The following is an 18,458-nucleotide window of genomic DNA, read 5'->3' as shown; positions in this document are numbered from 1 at the left end:
TTTTCTTAAAAGTAATCAATCGAGCTTTCGGCAGGAACTTCTTTTAGCCTAGGCCAAATTTTTGCCGTCTGCCTTATGTCACGAGGAGAAAACCCAAGGCTAGGTTAACAGTTTGTTAGGATCAAGGGGAAGTGAATTGGTTTAAGACGATGGTCCTGCTGGGACAGTCCGCAGCAGAACTCAAAGCATGGGTCGAAGCCCAAGGGCAGCCCGGCTATCGGGGGCAACAACTCCATCAGTGGCTCTATCAAAAGGGGGCGCGATCGCTCCAAGAGATTACGGTTTTTCCCAAGCAGTGGCGTGACGCCCTCGCTAACGTAGAAATTGGCCGCTCCCAAGTTCGCTATCGCCATGATGCTCAAGATGGCACCGTTAAGCTTCTCTTGACCTTAGCGGATGGCGAAACCATTGAAACGGTGGGCATTCCCACTGGCGATCGCCTCACGGTGTGTGTTTCTTCCCAAGTGGGCTGTCCCATGGCCTGTGATTTTTGTGCCACGGGCAAGGGGGGCTATCGCCGTAATCTGGCCAGTCATGAAATCATTGATCAGGTATTGACGATTCAAGGTGAAATGGGGCGCCGCGTCAGCCATGTGGTGTTTATGGGGATGGGTGAACCCCTGCTGAACTTAAAGGCGGTTCTGCAAGCCGTCACCTGTCTCAACCGCGATATTGGCATTGGTCAGCGGCACATCACCATCTCCACGGTGGGCATTCCGCAGCAAATTCAGCGACTGGCAGAGTACCGGTTGCAGATCACCCTTGCCGTCAGTCTCCATGCCCCTAATCAAGCCCTGCGCGAGCAACTCATTCCCAGTGCCAAGCACTACCCCCTCAACCAGTTAATTGCCGATTGTCGTGCCTATGTGCAGCAAACGGGGCGCCGTGTCACCTTTGAATATACGGTTCTCGCGGAAGTGAACGATCGCCCGCAGCACGCTGAGGAACTAGCGCAGCTATTGCGGGGCTTCCAAAGCCATGTGAATCTGATTCCCTACAACCCCATTGCCGAGGCAGCCTACCAACGTCCCAGTGCTCAGCGCTTGCGGCACTTTCTCAGCCAACTACAAGCTCTAGGGGTCACAGCCAGCATTCGGCGATCGCGGGGTCTGGATCGGCAAGCCGCCTGTGGTCAGCTACGCCAAGCTCAACTCAGTGCCTAAACACTTTTTGCTATCATATGCTATCATAATTTCCTAATTTCCTAATTCGTGTAATGCCTATCACATTTTGAATGAAGTTAGAGCTTTGGTTCGTTGCTCCCGTTAGCGCGATCGCCCTCGGTGGGATTGCCACACTGATTCAACCTCAACAACCCTTAGCAACCCTCTTAGGAAGTGGCATCGGTGCCCTTGCCGGTGCACCCCTCATTGAAAGGAACCAACGCCGTAGCGATCGCCTTCTTCAGGAGATTAACACCTTCCTTACGTCCTCTCCGAAAACCGCAGAACTTAAGGAGCTTCTCCTACGAGAACTCCAGCAACAAGGCCGTCAACTCACCGACCTTGAACAGAAACTGCACCAAGCGCTTCCTGATGCCCTGCGTCCCATTCACAATGAGATCGTCCAAACCCTGCAAACCTTGAGGAACAATCTACAGGAACCCTCCCCGCTAATTGCCCAGCAACTGGAGCCACTGCTTGAAACCCTTCACGCCCAAAGTGCCGCTCTGCAAACCATTCAAACTCTACTTCAAAGTCCCCAACCACCGGCAGCTACCCCAAAAACCGCCGTCCTCTACGACATTGAGAACTTAGTCTTTAAGCAAGGGGAGCGACTGAACCCCACCAAAGTGAATGAGCTTGTTTCCCTAGACAAGATTCTTGAAACAATTCAGGGAACTGTTGATCTGGGGGAAATCGCTATCAAGCGTGCCTATGGAAACTGGCAAAACCAAATTCTCCAAGCCCTCAATGCCCAATTGGAGCAGGCTCAAATCGAGCGGGTACCGGTCTATGGTCGCAATCACAATCAGCGTAATGCAGCAGATATTCAAATTGCCGTTGATGCCATTGACCTAGTTTACCAGTACCCTGACATCAATACCTTTGTGCTCATTTCCGGCGATGGTGGCTTTGGCTCCATTGCCCTGCGCTTGCGGGACTACGGCAAAACTGTGATTGGCTGTGCCTATCGTAACGCTGCCAGTGACGGCTTTCAGCGGGTTTGCCACCAATTCGTATTCCTTGAGAATCCCTTCATTGATTCCGCCGCCACCACCAATGGTAGAAACAGCACCACGCCTCGTCAATCCAATGGAGAAAGTCCCACAACACCCTCCTCATCTCGACATCTGCCTATTGAACCGCTAAATTATGAATCAATTCCTCCATCAGCAATTTGCGAAGAGGAAACCAAAAAACTATTGGAGCTATTCTCCTACTACACTAGCGATCCAACAAAACGTAAGGAATTAGCTAGGGGAATCGTCTTCAATACTGTATTTCAAGAAATCAAATCTGTGGCACCCCAATTGGATCCGCTGCGCTTCGGCTTTTTCAAGCCCTCTGAATTAGTAGCCTACTTAACTGAGCAACATCAGTTACAAATTGGCGTTGCTGTGAATAGTCAATTGGGTAGAACGATTCTCTGCTGGCGAAATAACCTACCGCAAGGTTACACCCTCCGCACCTCCAGTCCCCAAACCATTCACACAGTTGCAATTTACCGTGGTATCTTTGCCGATGAAGTGGCGGCAGATTTTTTACTGACTCAGGTGGGAGAGTGGTTAATTGCCCATCGCCCGTGCAATGCCCCTTTTAAGGCAATAATCAACATTATTCTTGAGCAAGCTCACAGACGACAACACCGCATTGGTCAGGAAGGAATCAAGCGGGCGATCGCCAACTATGTCAAAGCGGGCATCTTAACCCGCACCTCCCGTAATAGAGTTGATAGTCTTACCCTCGACCCTAACATCAATGACTTTTCTACGCTGGTCACTAAGCTGCAAACCCGCTTTCGCGAGGCGGTGGAAGATCGTCTGAGCAAGATTGGTGAGACAATCAATGAGGAGGTCTTTGCTCAAGCCGTTCCCCTTCAACCCTTGAGACTCCTGACGCCGAGGACAGAGAATACGCCAGAATTCGGCTCCTAGGACGCATTGGACGCACTGGGGGGTTCAATATGACTCGGCAGATCTAAACAGTAGCCAGCACCATAGACGGTTTTGATATAGCGAGGGCTGCGGGGATCGGGTTCCAACTTTGTCCGCAGGTGACGCACATGGACGCGGATGGTTTCAATGTCATCATCGGGGTCGTAGCCCCAGACTTCCTTGAGAATTTCACTGGGGGAAACGGTTTGGCCGTGGCGTTGCAGCAGGCAATAGAGCAGCTCAAATTCAAGGCGCGTCAGCTTGATAATTTTGCCAAACCAAGAAACCTCAAATCGCTCGGGTATGAGCGTCAATGGGCCATAGCTGAGGATTTCGCAGTGGCCTGCGGTTGACGGAATGCGATCTGCCCGTCGCAAGAGAGCGCGTACCCGTGCGAGCATTTCCTCCAATTCAAAGGGCTTGGTGAGGTAGTCATCGGCACCGGCATTAAACCCCTCCACCTTGTTGTGGGTTTGGCTTAGAGCCGTCAACATTAAAATCGGAATATCTTGGGTGCGCGGATCGCGCCGCAGACGTTGGCAAATGGTGAAGCCATCCACTTGGGGCAACATCAGGTCAAGGAGAATCAGATCGGGAGAGAGTTGTACAGCGAGGGCTTGCCCTTGCATCCCATCTAAGGACTTTGTGACCTCGTAGCCCGCCATTTGCAGGTTAATTGCCAAAACGTCAGCGATCGCAGGGTCATCATCAATGATTAAGATGCGGGGCTTCATAAGATGGACGGTACTCAATCCTCATGGGCGGTGAACTACCGCTTCTGAGAGAATTATAAACATCGCTGCAAAAACCTTAAGAGTTTGTTGAGTTTCTTTAGATTTTCTCAATATTTGACGCCAATTGATGTATCGCTCAACGATCTAGAATTGTCCTAAGCCACTTTTTGATCAGCACTTGTTAGAGTTCAAAATCCAGTTCGGGGCTGATATTGCGCAAATTGCCCTTAACTGGCAATACAGTCATGCCGTGACCTTTATGCGGTGTTCGGCGGATTTTCTACAAACCTAGGCTATACTTTGGGAATGCAACTTTTGGGCAGAAACGATCATCCTGTCCTCGTTTTGCGAACTGCTCACTCATGTAATGATGTAATGCTGTGGTTTGGATTGAATATGCTTGCTCCCATTCTTGTGGCACAAGCCGCTCTAGCAATTCCACCCCAACATTCATCCACCGTTGTACAGGAATATTCGCCTCGCCCGAATGTTGTTGTTCAGGCCAATGCGGTACCCGTCAACGCTCCACCTCCTGAAGCCCCTTCACCCCCCGCTGCCACGGCCTACGTCACACCCACCAATTTCGCTTATTTTCCCCAAGACATTCGTCCGCTCCCCGGCCAATTAGATGATGTGCCAGTCTTTAACAGCAATAGTCCAGAGATGGTGCGCTCTGAGGGAATCCTCCTCTCCACCTTTCCACCCCAAGGGAAATGGCAACCGGCAGCTCACCTTAACTATCCCCTAGAGGGGCGCTTTGATGTCTTTGCCCACCACATTACCCAATCCAACCGCGCCGTGAGTACGCCAACCCTCTATTTGGGGCTATTGGCCTATAACCCAACAGATCGCTATGTTACGGTGAGATTTCATCAAGCCGCTAGTTTCTTGAGTACGCCGGATGCCCCTTTTCGCAATTTGCCCGCTATACTCGATAATCCCAATGGCTTTATTTTCTCAGGCCCCGGCAGTCGAGTGACCAACCAAGTACTGCGGGGTGTGCGGCAGACTTCCTTTCCTTCACAAGTAACCATTCCCCCTCGCGAAGCACGAATACTGGCGAATCTACCACTGCCGTTGCCCACACAGTTCCCGAATGAAGTCCTCAACCGCGCGCGGGCGGAATTTATGCTGAACATCGGCGGTCTCATCGGTTCCCAATTGCCCTTGATCCCTGATGTCAGTCCCTTTGGGGAGGTTTCTTCCTCCAATGGACGCTCAACATTGATGCACTTAGAAAGCAATGGCTCAATTTACCTAGCACAAATGTCAATGTTTGCCCGCATGAACGAGCAGGGCACTGAGCGGGCACCCACCCTTGAGGAATGGTGGACGCTGCTGCATCGGGGTCAACTGGTTACCCCCCGTGACATTCCACCCACTCCCCCCAACAGTGGCCAGTTTGGTCGCTTCTTCTATGGTCGTGTGGCGGGTGTCAGTCAAGGCTCTCGCTGGCAAGCCACTCTAACCGATGGGCAACCCCATGCCCAAGCTTTAACGATCCCCGCAGCAGGGCGAGCCATCTCCTATGGCATTAGTACGCTCCCCCGAGGTACCCTTGGCACCGGTCAAATTCAAAGTGCGCCGATGTTAGTGCGCTATCCAGACACCGCCTACTACGCCCATGGTAATTATGGGGTTCACTATAGTTTGACTTTGCCTTTGGTAAACAATACCGGTCAATTTCAGTCAGTAGTGGTCACGCTCCAAACCCCTCTCAAGCAAGATCACCGCAGTGTCATCCTCCAATTTTTGGAACCGCCTGCTCCCCAAGTGTTTTTCCGAGGAACGGTGCGTGTTCGTTTTGTGGATGACTTAGGACAGAGGCGAGAGCGCTATGTCCATTTGGTGCAGCGGCGTGGTCAGCGGGGAGAACCGTTAGTCACATTAAATATGCGTCCGGGGGAAAAACGGGATGTCACGGTGGATTTACTTTACCCCCCTGACGCCACCCCACCCCAAGTGTTAACGGTGGCAACATTGCTTGGCCCTAGCTATGAAAACACGACTCAAGTGCCAGCCGCTCCCAATTCTCTCTCGCTCTCACCTGTAACCACACCCTAGGAGTCACCACGGTGGGCGATCGCATAGGGTGTCCATCGAACAATCGTCTTATCTTAATTGGAGATGTCCACGGCCATTATGAAGGTCTGTGCCGCTTGCTGGATCTGATTTCACCGACAGAGGGCGATCGCCTTTACTTCCTAGGTGACCTCGTGGATCGAGGGCCGAGTAGCGCCTCCGTTGTAGAACTAGTGCGCCAGTGGGGCTATGGTGCTGTGCGGGGCAACCACGAAGACATGATGCTCCTCACCTTTGAGGGCAAACAAATTAACCCCACTAGGCTCTTTGTCTGGTGTAATAGTGGTGGCGATGAAACCCTTGCCAGCTACACTTCTAGTGATTTGCTTTGGGAGCATCTCAACTGGCTGCACACGGTGCCCCTCTATCAAGATTTAGGGGATGTGTTTATTGTGCATGCGGGTCTTGATCCCCATCTGCCTCTAAAACAGCAAACCAGCCGGGAATGTTGCTGGATCCGTGAGCTGTTTTTAAGCCATCCTAAACCCTATTTTGCTGATAAAACGATTGTGGTCGGTCACACAATTACATTTACGTTTCCCGGGGCTGAAGCAGGACAAATTGTGCGCGGTGCCGGCTGGTTAGGGATTGAAACCGGTGCCTACCATCGCCGCAGTGGTTGGTTGACGGCGCTCGACTGGACAAATCAATGGGTGTATCAAGTGAATGTGCTCTACGGCGGTACCCGTCAAGGAGAACTAGCTCAATTTCGCATGGATGTAGGGGATGTCTCCTACAGTACAAACTAGCGCTGGCGCCACGCTGACCACAAAAGACAAATAATACCGATATTGATGGCAACATCTGCCACATTAAAGACGGGAAATTGAATCAAGCGAAAATCCAAGAAGTCAACCACCTCGCCCGTGAGAAAGCGATCAATGCCATTGCCCAAGGCGCCACCCAATAAACAGCCGTAGCCCACCTGCTGCCAGCGATCTAAGCGCGGACCTAGGACTGCCCAAACGATCAGACCTAAGCTAACAATGAGGGATAGCCAGCGTAACCAGAGACTGCCGTTGGCAAAGAGGCTAAAAGCCGCGCCGGTATTGGCGACGTAAGTAATATGAAAAACACCGGGGATAATAGGCGTTGTTTGCGGTGGCACTGTTAGGGCATAAGTAGCCAAAATCCACTTTTTGGTCAGGCGATCGCTGATGAGGGCGAGGCCAGCCGCCCACCAAAAGAGGGAGTTCTTGATCTTGAGGCGCCGACTATTCATCCCACAGGGCTAAGGGCAGCCACCGAGACCCGTGCTGCCACCTGTTGGGCGATCGCCCGCAGGGCTTGAGCAGAGGCAGACTGGGGCTGTGCAATCAGAATCGGTTGACCCAAATCTCCCCCTTCCCGCACAGGCAATTCCAAGGGGATCTGTCCTAAAAGGGGCACGCCCATTTCTGCCGCCAAGGCTTCGCCGCCGCCACTGCCAAAAATGTCATAGCGACGATTGGGCAGATCAGGGGGAATAAAGTAACTCATATTTTCCACGAGTCCGAGAATTGTGACCCCCAACTGCTGAAACATCCGCAAGCCGCGTCGTGCATCCCCCAAGGCAACGGGCTGCGGCGTTGTGACGATCACCACGCCGGCCATCGGCACAGCTTGAGCCAGTGTGAGTTGGGCATCCCCAGTGCCGGGGGGCAAATCCACAATCAGATAGTCCAGTGTGCCCCAATCACTTTGGTAGAGAAATTGGCGAATAATGCCATTGAGCATAGGACCGCGCCAAATGACCGGCTGATCGCGATCAATGAGGAAGGCCATGGAGACCACTTTCAAGCCGTGGGCTACCGGGGGTAACAGGACATCGCCTCTGGCTTCCTTGCGCACTTCGACAATGGCCTCCTCTAGCCCCAGCATCGTCGGGACATTGGGACCGTAGATATCCGCATCAATAATGCCGACAGCAGCGCCCGCTTGGGCAAGGGCAAGAGCTAAATTCACGGCCACGGTACTTTTGCCAACCCCTCCTTTACCACTGGAGACGGCAATAATGTTCTTGACCCCTGCTACATCGGTGCGATCCGGCAGGCTCTTTTGCTGCGGTGTTTCAGCAGTAACTGCCACTTGCACGTCCATCACCCCCGGCAGGGTAAAGACAGCTTTTTTGCAATCTTCGACAATGAATTCCCGCAGGGGGCAGGCAGGAGTGGTCAAGACCAGCGTAAAGCGAACCGTGCCATCCTCAATGGCGACATCACGGATCATGTTCAACTCCACCAGCGATCGCCGTAACTCGGGATCTTCTACAGGGCGGAGAACGGCCAACACAGACTCAACAGTAAGGGGGGCACTCATGCAGGTGATTCGTTACATTCGCTACTTAGATAGCGATCGTAGCACTGTTAGAGAGATTCCTTTGCAGCCCCCGCCTCAGGAGTCAATCGGCTGACAAGGGCTTCAGATGGCTTTCAAAGGGGCGGACATCACCCATATCTTAAAAAAGAGCGGTATTCTGGAAAGTATTAGCTACTTGCTTGGGATCAGAAGGATTGTGACTTTGACTCACTCCACTCTCCACCCCCCCACGCCAGCAACTGGCGAAGAGCTACAACGCCAACTGATTGCCATTCTCGATTTTGGCTCACAGTACTCGGAATTGATTGCCCGCCGCATTCGGGAAACGCAGGTCTATTCCGAGGTCATCTCCTACCGCACCACTGCTGAGCAACTGGCGCAATTGGCGCCGAAGGGCATTATTCTCTCCGGTGGTCCTAACTCTGTTTATGACGAGAATGCGCCCCAATGCGATCCAGCGATTTGGAACCTCGGCATCCCCATCCTTGGCGTCTGCTATGGCATGCAACTAATGGTGCAACAGTTGGGGGGAACCGTCGAGCGAGCCACCGCTGGGGAGTATGGCAAGGCAGCACTTTTTATTGACGATCCCACAGATCTGCTCACCAATGTTGAGCAGGAAACGATTATGTGGATGAGTCATGGCGATAGTGTCACGGCGTTGCCCCCCGGTTTTCGCGTCCTAGCCCATACCCACAATACGCCAATTGCGGCGATCGCCCATCCCGAGCGGAAACTCTATGGCGTTCAGTTCCACCCAGAGGTGGTACATTCCGTGGGGGGCATTGCCCTGATCCGCAACTTTGTCTATCACATCTGTGATTGTGAACCCACTTGGACTACCGCTGCCTTTGTCGAAGAAGCCATCCGTGAAGTGCGCGCCAAAGTGGGGGACAAACGGGTACTCCTTGCCCTATCGGGGGGAGTGGATTCCTCGACGCTAGCCTTTTTGCTCCACCGCGCCATTGGCGATCAACTCACCTGTATGTTCATTGACCAAGGGTTCATGCGCAAAGGGGAACCGGAGCGACTCCTCAAGCTCTTTCAGGAGCAGTTTCACATCAAGGTGGAGTATGTCAATGCCCGCGATCGCTTCCTTGCCCAACTGGTAGGCGTCACCGACCCTGAGGAAAAGCGCAAACGCATTGGCCATGAATTTATTCGCGTCTTTGAAGAGGAATCGCAGCGGCTAGGGCCTTTTGACTACCTCGCCCAAGGCACGCTGTACCCCGATGTGATCGAATCGGCAAATACCAACATTGACCCGCAAACCGGTGAGCGCGTGGCCGTGAAAATCAAAAGCCACCACAATGTCGGCGGTTTGCCGGAGAATCTGCGCTTTAAGCTGGTGGAACCTCTGCGCAAGCTCTTTAAGGATGAAGTGCGTCAAGTGGGGCGATCGCTGGGGCTACCTGAAGAAATTGTGCAGCGGCATCCTTTTCCTGGCCCTGGTTTAGCCATTCGGATTCTGGGGGAAGTGACCCCGGAGCGCCTAGAGATTCTGCGGGATGCGGATTTCATTGTACGGCAGGAAATTAACCGCGCTGAAATGTACCACGACTTTTGGCAGGCCTTTGCCGTGCTGCTGCCCATTCGCACGGTGGGGGTCATGGGGGATCAGCGTACCTATGCCTATCCGGTGGTGCTGCGGTTTGTCACCAGTGAAGATGGCATGACTGCCGACTGGGCACGGGTGCCCTACGATCTGCTGGAGCGGATTTCTAACCGCATCGTCAATGAAGTGCCGGGGGTGAATCGGGTCGTCTATGACATTACCTCCAAGCCACCTGGAACCATTGAGTGGGAATAAACTTGCCAGAAGGGCGAGGGATCAGTTTAACTGGGAGAGACGGTGGTGTGAGGGATGTGGCATGAACGGCAAATGGACACTGGCGCTTGGCTTCAGTGCATCTCTGTGGCTGCCCCTTGCGACAACGGCGCAATCTAGCCCACCCCAATGGCAACTGGAGGCTCAGCCAACAACTACCCCAACCTTTGAAGTGGTGCCAACAGCGGAAGCCCCGCCCCAATGGCAAGCCATTCCCGAACCCAGTGGCGATCGCCCTTGGCAGCCAGCGACGCCCGAAGAGCGGGCCTAGCTCATTTTACCCCCCCTGGCTGAGCAGGCCGCCGGTCATTGCCGACTCTTTACTCCTAGGAGCAAAATCGTTGGCGGCATTGGCGTGGGACTCAATCTGGAACTTACTCGCAATCTCCAATTTATTGCTGAAGCCACTCCCGTCTTTGGCCAAACCGGTGTTTATAGTGTCGGATTGCGCTATGTCGTCCCCCAGTGGGGCTTGGGAATTGATCTTTACGGGTCAAATACAGCTGGCAGCAGTATGCCCAATGGGGGTCTAGTGGGTCAGGGGTCGCCGGGAGTAGGCGTCAACCTCCATTGGCTATTTGGCGGCTCGCGGCAGCAAACCGATTAGAAAAATTCTCCCCACTCAACTAATCGCGGGCAAGGTTTTCAAAGCGGGTGTATTGGGGGTCAAAAAGGAGCTTAACGGTACCCACCGGGCCGTTGCGGTGTTTGGCAATCAGGAGTTCGCAAATGCCGCGATCGGGGGTATCGGGGTTGTAGTATTCATCGCGATACAGCAGGATCACTAAGTCAGCATCCTGTTCAATGGAGCCGGATTCGCGCAAATCAGACATCAAAGGGCGTTTATTTTGCCGTGATTCGACACTGCGGCTGAGTTGGGAGAGAGCAATCACGGGTACATTCAGTTCCCGTGCCAGTCCTTTGAGGGAGCGGGTAATTTTCGAGAGTTCCTGCACCCGACCCTCTGTCGTTTCTTCGCTTCCCATCAGTTGCAGGTAGTCAATCAAAATGAGGCCGAGACCGTTGGGATGCTCGGCATGGAGACGACGAGCGGTGGAGCGAATCTCGCCAAGGGTGGGGTTGGGGGTGTCGTCAATGTAGATGGGCAGTTGGGAAAGAATCCCGATCGCCCGACTTAGGGGTTCCCACTGGTGTTGGCTAATGCGACCTGCTCGTAAATAGTTGCTGTCAATGCGAGCCTCACTGGCGAGGAGACGTTGCACCAGTTGTTCTTTGGACATCTCAAGGCTGTAGATCGCTACCCCCAGATTGTGAATTTCAGCAATGCGCCGCGCAATTTGTAGGGCGATCGCCGTCTTACCCATGGAAGGACGACCCGCAATGATAATCAAGTCCGATCGCTGGAAGCCTTGGGTCATATTGTCCAAATCATAAAAATTGCAGTATAGACCCGGCTGAATATTACCGATCGCCCGCTGCTCTAACTCCGTAAACGTGCGGGTGAGAATTTCAGCAGTGCGGGTCAACCCCTGCTGAATCCGATCCTGCGTCACACTAAAGATCTGCTGCTCGGCCTGATCCAAGATTGCATTCAGTGGGAGGCTGCTATCGTAGCCCAACTTCACCACTTGGGTACCCGCTTCAATCAGCTTGCGGCGCAGGTATTTTTCCTTGACCAAGAGAGCATAGCGATCAATATTAATGGCGCTCACGGTGCGCTCCACCAGTTCCGCCAGCTTCGTGTGCCCCCCAACCTTATCCAATAACCCCTGATCCTGTAGCCAAGCCGTGACGCACAGGAGATCTGTGGGGCTGCCACGACTGTGGAGGGCAAGAGCCGCCCGATAGATTTCGCGGTGGGCACTAAGGTAAAAGGCCTCGACCGGCAAAATATCCACCACACGGTTAATCGCTTCCGGGTCTAAGAGAATACCCCCCAAGATCCACTCTTCCGCTTCGAGGTTCTGGGGGGGAATGAGTTGGCTATCGGGCTGGAAACTTGGTTCCTGAACCATCAGGGAAGTTCGCCCTAATCCGCAACGACTTGGATATTGAGTTTGACACTCACTTCGGGATGGAGCTTGATTTCAGCCGTGTAGGTGCCCAGTTTGCGAATCTCCGGCAGAACCATTGCGCGGCGATCAACGGTTTCACCCGTAATCGCTTGGATCGCATTGGCCACATCTTGGGGTGTGACGCTGCCAAAGAGCATCTCTTTTTCGCCGACGGGCATGGAGATGGTAATGGTCGCTAGTTTTTCAAGGGTAGCTTTTTGTTTTTCAGCGATCGCCTTGAGTTCGGCAAGCCGTTGCCGTTCTTTTTCTTGGAGCCGCTCTACCCGCCGTAGGGCACTGGGGGTTGCTGGCTCAGCAATCCCTCTGGGGAAGAGATAATTACGGGCATAGCCGGGGGCGACTTCGACGACTTGACCCATTCGCCCGAGTTTATTGACGGTTTCATTCAGGACAACTTGCACCCGCTTTGCCATGGGGATCCTCTTTTATTGAATTATTGAACTGGATGGGTTAACAGCAATCGCTAGCGCTGGTGGCTACGGCTGCTATTTTAGGACAAATAACTATTCTATAGCCTCTGAACACCCACGGTGCACCCCGCGATCGCCACAAAAAAGGGCAGAACGAGCGTTCCACCCTTGTACCGAGTTTGCTCAAAAGTTAAGGGTTCACTTAAAGAGGATGGAAGAGCAAGTCGGGATAGAAGCGATTAAACTCAATCAAAATCCCAGCGGTAATCGTCATCCAAATCGCCGCCAGCACGGGCGCAGTGGAAAGATAGGTCAGAAAGTGTTTCATGGTACGTCGTCCTTATGACAATCAACAAACAGTGAAGCTAGCGAGGGGAAACAGTGATTTCGTTATCTTTGGCGGTAAGTTCACCCGATGCCAGCTCCTTAAGGGCGGCCAGCGGCCAAGCAAACCCCGTGAGCATGCATTTGATGGCAAGGGGTACATCAATAATGATTTCTTTTTCGTTGGCTTCGCCGCTATCGCGCACCGCAATCAAGTAGGCACGACCCACCCAGCCGATCCAGCCGGCAATGTACAGGAAGAGCACACTGGGAATGAGAAAATCACCCGCACGGCTGAGGCGACCATCCACAACGAGGTGGGGCAGACCATCTTGGCCACAGAGAGCTTGGCTGTAGCGCTCAAACCGTTTTTGACCAGAGGCGGGATCAGCAGTGGTATTCACAGCAGCGGCAGCGCGTTTTTGAAAGGCAGGAGAATCCTTGCAGGGGACGAGTCCTGCCACGTCAGCGGAGGCTAGCGGGGTAAACCCTAGCCACAGGGTCAAGACAAGGAGTAGGGCTAACAATCGACGCATGGAGTGTTGTCCTCAAATGCAGACAGGTCAAAGTGCATTCACGGAGAGAGCAATCCCTCCCAAAGCTGCCATCATTTTAGCGGATGGGCTTCAACCCAACCCGAGGGGAAAGGTTAATAATTTTTACGAGCGCAAACAGCGACTAATGCTTCCTCTGGCGATCGCTCTATGGTTGATCGGTGCTGCCAGACTGTATCTATTGAGCCAGAGAAAGCTCCTTTGCTAGACTGGATCTATTGTTGGACTTGATTTCAAACATCTACACGTCGGTGGCGCTGGGGGGAGAGCTGACCCACGGTGATTCCTCAACTATGAAAAGTGTTTCTTCTAGTTTGCCCCCCATGGATGTTGACCTAACGTTTAACTTGCCCGATCAAAAGATCCTCGAGACCTTACCTTCCCAGCAATTGGTGGCGATTATTTTGCGTCAGCAGCAAATTATTAATCAACTGCGCCATACCCTCTCGCAAATTTCCGGCGTCCCCGAGGTCGTTCACCCTGAGACCCCACCCCCCCCAGAACCCCATCTAGCACTAGTAAGCGAGGATACAGTTTGTTACTTTCCCTTAACGGGGGGGAACTGCTGGACCATTGGCCGCAGTGAAGACAATTCCATTGTGCTCAGCGATCGCTGGATGTCGCGCAACCATGCCATGATTCAGCGCATGGGACAGGGGGAGTTTTATCTCATTGATCTCGGCAGTCGCAATGGTACCTTCGTCAATGGTCGCCGTGTGAGTGTTCCCGTTGCCCTGCACAATGGCGATCGCATTACCTTTGGCCAAACGGAACTGGACTTTTTTAACGAACCCTTCGCCCCCCTGTTTGCTGAAAATGCCACTCTGTCTTTGCCCCAATCCGAAGGCTCCTCCACCGCACTTCTCCATGTCCGCCGCCTGTTGACGGTCTTAGTGGTGGATATTCGCGACTTTACCAAGCTGACACGGCAACTCGAAGAGGAGCTACTGTCGGAGCTAATTGGCACGTGGTTCCATCGGGCGGGTGAGATTATCCGTCAATACGGTAGTTGGGTGGACAAGTACATTGGCGATGCGGTGATGGCGGTTTGGATCCACGAAAGCGAGGAAATTGGCTATCAAGAAATTTGCCACACCCTCTCTGCCTTAGAGGATTTACGACTGATGACGGGAGAACTGCACCAGCAATATCCCTTGCCGTGGCCACTGCGCATTGGTTCGGGCTTAAATACAGGCTATGCAATGGTGGGTAATACGGGGAGTGGCGATCGCCCCGACTATACTGCCTTGGGAGATACCGTTAACGCCGCCTTTCGCCTCGAGAGTGCCACTAAAACCATTGCCGCTGATCTGGCCATGGGAGCAACCACCTACCACTACCTTGTGCAGTCTTGTCCAACCGTTGTCCCCTTTCGCCCCCAAGTCCTCAACCTCAAGGGCTATGATGCCCCTGTCCCCGCCTACGTGGGCAGCTTTGAGGATCTCCATGCATTCCTTGCCCAAACCATCAAAGGCAGGGACACCCTGCATTAAACAGGCTAAAAAAGCGATTAAGGGACGGTCTCCCTCTGATATTATTGAATCACCTGTAGGGGGCAGTCTAGATATCCATCTATTGTGGGTGTAATGCCTCAGTTTCCTCTGTCACCCTGCTGGCGATCGGCTACCGCCGCCTGCGCTCGCTGTGCGATGTGGTCAGTTCTTTGCTTTGACTCTTAATGAACCGCTGTTTTTCGTAATGACCTGTGAGATTTGGGAGGTAAAGGAATGATGCAACGTTTAGGCCGCTGGCTAGCATTGGCTTACTTTCTAGGCGTTAGCCTGTTGGGCTGGATCAACTGGAGTGCCCCAACCTTGGCGGCAACTACATCCACGGAGGAAGAACTGGTCAATGTGGTAGATGAGAAACTCGGCACTGCCTTTGGTGAAAAAATTGACCTTAACAATACCAACATTGCCGCCTTTATTCAATACCGCGGTCTGTACCCAACCCTAGCTAAACTCATTATTAAAAATGCTCCCTATCAATCCGTTGAAGATGTCCTCAATATTCCCGGTCTGACGGAGCGGCAAAAGGAAATTCTGCGACAAAACTTGGATCACTTTACGGTGACCGAGGTGGAAACGGCTCTCGTTGAGGGGGGCGATCGCTATAATAATGGGCTATACAAGTAATTCCCCTTCTTAGATCAATTTTGGGTTAGCGTTGACTCCCGCAACTTCTGGATTTGATGTCCTAATCATTGGCAGTGGTGCTGCGGGTCTCAGTGCTGCCCTTGCCCTTCCCTCGAGCTATCGCATTGGCCTGATTACCAAAACTGACCTCCAGCAATCTGCCAGTGGCTGGGCACAAGGGGGTATGGCTGCGGCCATTGACCCGACAGATTCTCCCCTGCTCCATGCCCAAGATACCCTTGCTGCGGGGGCGGGTCTCTGCGATCCAGTCAGTGTCCAGTTTCTAGTTGAGCAAGCACCGGCGCAGGTGGAGCGGCTCTTGGCAATGGGAGTGGCCTTTGATCGCGCGGGCGATCGCCCCGCCTTAACCCTCGAAGCTGCTCATTCTCGCCCTCGGGTACTCCATGCCGCCGACACGACCGGTCAAGCCCTGATTAGGACATTGCTCGAACAGGTCACCGCTGCTCCCCACATCACCCTTTTGCCTAACTGCTTTGTCTTTGATCTGTGGCTAGAGGCGGGGCAATGTTGTGGGGTTTGTCTTTTACATCAAGGACAACTCCAGTGGCTGTGTGCAGGGGCAGTCGTTCTAGCGACGGGGGGCGGCGGTCAAGTTTTTGCCCAAACCACCAATCCTCCCTTAAGCACTGGCGATGGTGTGGCAATGGCATGGCGGGCAGGAGCACACATTCGCGATGTCGAGTTTTTTCAGTTTCATCCCACAGCGCTGGCAGTCGAGGGGGCACCGCGATTTCTGATCAGTGAAGCAGTACGGGGGGAAGGGGCGCATCTTATTGACCACAGGGGACATCGCTTTGTGGCAGATTATCATCCTGCGGGGGAGCTGGCACCACGGGATATTGTCAGTCGTGCCATTTACCGTCACCTGCAGCAGAGCCACGCCCCCCATGTCTGGCTGGATTTACGACCGATCCCCCGCGATCGCCTGCACTACCGTTTTCCGAAAATCATTGCTGTTTGTCGGCAGTGGGGCATTGATGTTGAGCAGCAACCCATTCCCGTATCCCCAGCAGCCCATTACTGGATGGGGGGTATCGTCACCGATTTGCAGGCCAAAACCAGTCTTCCTGGCCTCTATGCCGTTGGTGAAGTTGCCAGTACAGGTGTCCACGGTGCCAATCGCCTAGCGAGTAATTCCCTTTTGGAATGTTTTGTCTTTTCGGCTCAACTGGCACATCTGCAGCCTCAGCCTCTGCCTTTGGCGGTATCTCCTGTTGGTCAGCAACCCCTTGAAATTGAGCCAGTGAGCTTTCGTCAGTGGCGCCAAAATTTGCGCGAACTCCTATGGCAAAGTGCTGGCATTTGTCGCGATGCTCCCACCCTGATAGCCGCTCTTTCCCAAGTGAAGGAATGGCGCCAAGAATTGCTGGCTCATCCAGTCGCGATCGCTTTTCGTGAACTAGACCCCCGTTACTGCTATCCCCTTAGCAATGAAGCCGCCCAAAGAACCCTTTGGGAATGGGGGGAGCTACGCAATCTTTTGGACATTGCCTATTTAATTCTCAAAAGCGCCCTCTTTCGCGAGGAAAGCCGCGGGGGTCACTATCGCCAAGACTACCCTCAACCTGATCCCAACTGGCAAATGCACACCCTCATTTGGGGCGAGCACTGGCAAAAAGCGGCGATTCAGGGCGTTCAGAGTAAACTATAGTGGCTATAGATTTCAAAAACTTTTTGCGGTGCTCTATTCCTATGATGCAGTCACGGCGTGTGCAGGAAAGTTTGGTGGGTCTGGTGATCCTTGCGGGCCTAGCCACCTTGGGGGTCGGCCTCCTCTGGTTGCGGGGCAATCTTGCCGCTGCCAATAGCTACACCCTTGAGGTGGAATTGGATACAGCACCCGGCTTAGCAGTGGGGACACAGGTGCGCTATCGCGGCGTCCAAGTGGGACGAGTCACGGCCATTGGGTTTGGTGCCAACGGTGTGCAGGTGAGTGTGCGCGTCAATAATGTGTTAATTCCCCGTGGTGCTGTACCGGAGATTCGCCAGTCGGGGTTTATTGGTCAAGCCTTTTTAGACTTTACTCCCAAGGAGCGAGTACCGGAGATTCCCGAAGGCGTCACTGCCTTTGCCCCCAAGTGCCAACCCGATTTGATTTACTGCAATGGCGATCGCGTGACTGGGGTACGCACTGCCAGCTTAGAGGATTTAGTGCGAGCGGCAACTCGCTTTACCACCGCCCTTGAGGAATCGGGGATTATCAATAACGCCAATACCCTGATTTTGGCGGCAACCCGCACCGTCAACCGTGCTGATCAATCCCTAATAAAGGTGACCACTGCCCTCGATAGCTTTAACGCCCTCAGCAGGGACGCCCGCGCCGAACTACGGAATTTTAGCACGGCCTCGCAAGCCGTCACCCGTGCGGCCAACCAAATTAGTGAACTCGTTGAGGTCAACCGCAATACAATTAACTCTGCTTTACACAACATTGATGGGGCTGCCCGAGATCTGAGAACCACGCTCAATGCCCTTCGTCCTCTGACGAAGCAACTGGAGCAGGGAGAATTACTGGCTAATTTGGATCGGCTCATTAAAAATGGTGCAGAAGCCGCAGCCAATCTCAATAAAGTCTCTGGGACACTGAGTAGTCCGATTATCATGCTGTCGATCGCCCAAACTCTAGATGCCGCACGCGCCACATTTATCAATGCCCAAAAACTGACGAATGACTTGCTCAAACTCACAGGCGATGAATCCTTCCAGTCTGATTTGCGACGCCTCATTAAAATCCTCAGCCGCCTGCTGGCTTCAAGCCAAGACCTTGAGCAGCAATTCTTAGCACTCCATGCCACTTTCCTAGGAGAAACTCAGCTACCGCCCCCCAGCCCCACCCCCAGTCCAACGGTGGCGGCCATGCCAAACAACGAGGAAGAAGCCGCAATTACCAGTGATAGTAATCCAAGTGATCCCTAGGCTGACAATGAGTGTACTGGAGT

Annotated in this window: 18 protein-coding genes; 11 read left to right on the top strand and 7 right to left on the bottom strand. The window is 53.3% G+C overall.

The annotated features are described in order from the left end of the window. Nucleotides 1-149 precede the first annotated feature (149 nt). Together rlmN and ACK4HN_RS08035 are read left to right on the top strand one after the other, a co-directional pair. The gene (gene rlmN / locus ACK4HN_RS08040; RefSeq protein ID WP_409877487.1) at nt 150-1,163 is read left to right on the top strand and encodes a 23S rRNA (adenine(2503)-C(2))-methyltransferase RlmN; all 1,014 of its coding nucleotides are present in this window, start codon (nt 150-152) and stop codon (nt 1,161-1,163) included. A gap of 71 nt (nt 1,164-1,234) precedes the next feature. Continuing rightward, nucleotides 1,235-3,097 carry an NYN domain-containing protein gene (locus tag ACK4HN_RS08035; RefSeq protein ID WP_409877460.1) on the top strand — a complete coding sequence of 621 codons (1,863 nt, stop codon included), beginning with the start codon at nt 1,235-1,237 and terminating at the stop codon, nt 3,095-3,097. On the opposite strand, the gene ACK4HN_RS08030 is transcribed toward ACK4HN_RS08035, so the two are convergent. Then, nucleotides 3,094-3,831 (bottom strand): response regulator transcription factor, encoded by a 738-nt coding sequence (locus ACK4HN_RS08030; RefSeq protein WP_409877458.1) that lies wholly within the window; start codon nt 3,829-3,831, stop codon nt 3,094-3,096. The genes ACK4HN_RS08035 and ACK4HN_RS08030 overlap by 4 nt on opposite strands. 396 nt (nt 3,832-4,227) lie before the next feature. On the opposite strand from ACK4HN_RS08030, the gene ACK4HN_RS08025 reads away from it, so the two are divergent. Continuing rightward, the gene (locus ACK4HN_RS08025) at nt 4,228-5,895 is read left to right on the top strand and encodes a DUF3370 domain-containing protein (RefSeq protein WP_409870110.1); all 1,668 of its coding nucleotides are present in this window, start codon (nt 4,228-4,230) and stop codon (nt 5,893-5,895) included. Between the two features lie 11 nt (nt 5,896-5,906). Continuing rightward, nucleotides 5,907-6,662 (top strand): metallophosphoesterase family protein, encoded by a 756-nt coding sequence (locus ACK4HN_RS08020; RefSeq protein ID WP_409870108.1) that lies wholly within the window; start codon nt 5,907-5,909, stop codon nt 6,660-6,662. Here ACK4HN_RS08020 and lspA read toward each other — a convergent pair. After that, the gene (gene lspA / locus ACK4HN_RS08015) at nt 6,659-7,135 is read right to left on the bottom strand and encodes a signal peptidase II (RefSeq protein ID WP_409870106.1); all 477 of its coding nucleotides are present in this window, start codon (nt 7,133-7,135) and stop codon (nt 6,659-6,661) included. The genes ACK4HN_RS08020 and lspA overlap by 4 nt on opposite strands. Continuing rightward, the gene (locus tag ACK4HN_RS08010) at nt 7,132-8,211 is read right to left on the bottom strand and encodes an Mrp/NBP35 family ATP-binding protein (protein ID WP_409877457.1); all 1,080 of its coding nucleotides are present in this window, start codon (nt 8,209-8,211) and stop codon (nt 7,132-7,134) included. The genes lspA and ACK4HN_RS08010 overlap by 4 nt, the downstream gene beginning before the upstream one ends. A gap of 202 nt (nt 8,212-8,413) precedes the next feature. Here ACK4HN_RS08010 and guaA point away from each other — a divergent pair, with 202 nt between their 5' ends. From guaA to ACK4HN_RS07995, 3 genes are all read left to right on the top strand, one after another. Then, nucleotides 8,414-10,021, top strand: coding sequence for a glutamine-hydrolyzing GMP synthase (gene guaA, locus ACK4HN_RS08005; protein WP_409870102.1), 1,608 nt, complete (start codon nt 8,414-8,416; stop codon nt 10,019-10,021). Nucleotides 10,022-10,082: 61 nt separating this feature from the next. Further along, a complete protein-coding gene (locus tag ACK4HN_RS08000) occupies nt 10,083-10,310 on the top strand; it encodes a hypothetical protein (protein ID WP_409870100.1) in 228 nt (75 codons plus the stop codon). Between the two features lie 84 nt (nt 10,311-10,394). Beyond that, nucleotides 10,395-10,646 (top strand): hypothetical protein, encoded by a 252-nt coding sequence (locus ACK4HN_RS07995; RefSeq protein WP_409870098.1) that lies wholly within the window; start codon nt 10,395-10,397, stop codon nt 10,644-10,646. A 19-nt stretch (nt 10,647-10,665) separates the two neighbouring features. Here ACK4HN_RS07995 and dnaB read toward each other — a convergent pair whose 3' ends face one another. The 4 genes from dnaB to ACK4HN_RS07975 all read right to left on the bottom strand — a co-directional run bounded on the left by dnaB (nt 10,666) and on the right by ACK4HN_RS07975 (nt 13,345). Beyond that, complete coding sequence (gene dnaB / locus ACK4HN_RS07990) at nt 10,666-12,015, bottom strand: replicative DNA helicase (protein ID WP_409870096.1); 1,350 nt, start codon at nt 12,013-12,015, stop codon at nt 10,666-10,668. Nucleotides 12,016-12,029: 14 nt separating this feature from the next. Then, nucleotides 12,030-12,488 (bottom strand): 50S ribosomal protein L9, encoded by a 459-nt coding sequence (gene rplI / locus ACK4HN_RS07985; RefSeq protein WP_409849743.1) that lies wholly within the window; start codon nt 12,486-12,488, stop codon nt 12,030-12,032. A gap of 199 nt (nt 12,489-12,687) precedes the next feature. Continuing rightward, a complete protein-coding gene (gene psaJ, locus ACK4HN_RS07980) occupies nt 12,688-12,813 on the bottom strand; it encodes a photosystem I reaction center subunit IX (protein WP_011058244.1) in 126 nt (41 codons plus the stop codon). Between the two features lie 37 nt (nt 12,814-12,850). Beyond that, nucleotides 12,851-13,345 (bottom strand): Photosystem I reaction center subunit III, encoded by a 495-nt coding sequence (locus ACK4HN_RS07975; RefSeq protein ID WP_409849746.1) that lies wholly within the window; start codon nt 13,343-13,345, stop codon nt 12,851-12,853. Nucleotides 13,346-13,686: 341 nt separating this feature from the next. Here ACK4HN_RS07975 and ACK4HN_RS07970 point away from each other — a divergent pair, with 341 nt between their 5' ends. The 4 genes from ACK4HN_RS07970 to ACK4HN_RS07955 all read left to right on the top strand — a co-directional run bounded on the left by ACK4HN_RS07970 (nt 13,687) and on the right by ACK4HN_RS07955 (nt 18,435). Next, nucleotides 13,687-14,856: an adenylate/guanylate cyclase domain-containing protein gene (locus ACK4HN_RS07970; RefSeq protein ID WP_409877455.1), complete on the top strand. Its 1,170-nt coding sequence runs from the start codon at nt 13,687-13,689 to the stop codon at nt 14,854-14,856. A gap of 237 nt (nt 14,857-15,093) precedes the next feature. Further along, complete coding sequence (gene psbU / locus ACK4HN_RS07965; protein WP_409870114.1) at nt 15,094-15,498, top strand: photosystem II complex extrinsic protein PsbU; 405 nt, start codon at nt 15,094-15,096, stop codon at nt 15,496-15,498. A 31-nt stretch (nt 15,499-15,529) separates the two neighbouring features. Continuing rightward, nucleotides 15,530-17,170 carry an L-aspartate oxidase gene (nadB, locus tag ACK4HN_RS07960; protein ID WP_409877454.1) on the top strand — a complete coding sequence of 547 codons (1,641 nt, stop codon included), beginning with the start codon at nt 15,530-15,532 and terminating at the stop codon, nt 17,168-17,170. A gap of 41 nt (nt 17,171-17,211) precedes the next feature. After that, nucleotides 17,212-18,435, top strand: coding sequence for an MlaD family protein (locus ACK4HN_RS07955; RefSeq protein WP_409877453.1), 1,224 nt, complete (start codon nt 17,212-17,214; stop codon nt 18,433-18,435). The last annotated feature ends 23 nt before the right edge of the window (nt 18,436-18,458 follow it).

Source organism: Thermosynechococcus sp. (assembly GCF_046299655.1).
Classification (GTDB): domain Bacteria; phylum Cyanobacteriota; class Cyanobacteriia; order Thermosynechococcales; family Thermosynechococcaceae; genus Thermosynechococcus.
This window is presented reverse-complemented; position numbering and strand designations above follow the sequence as displayed.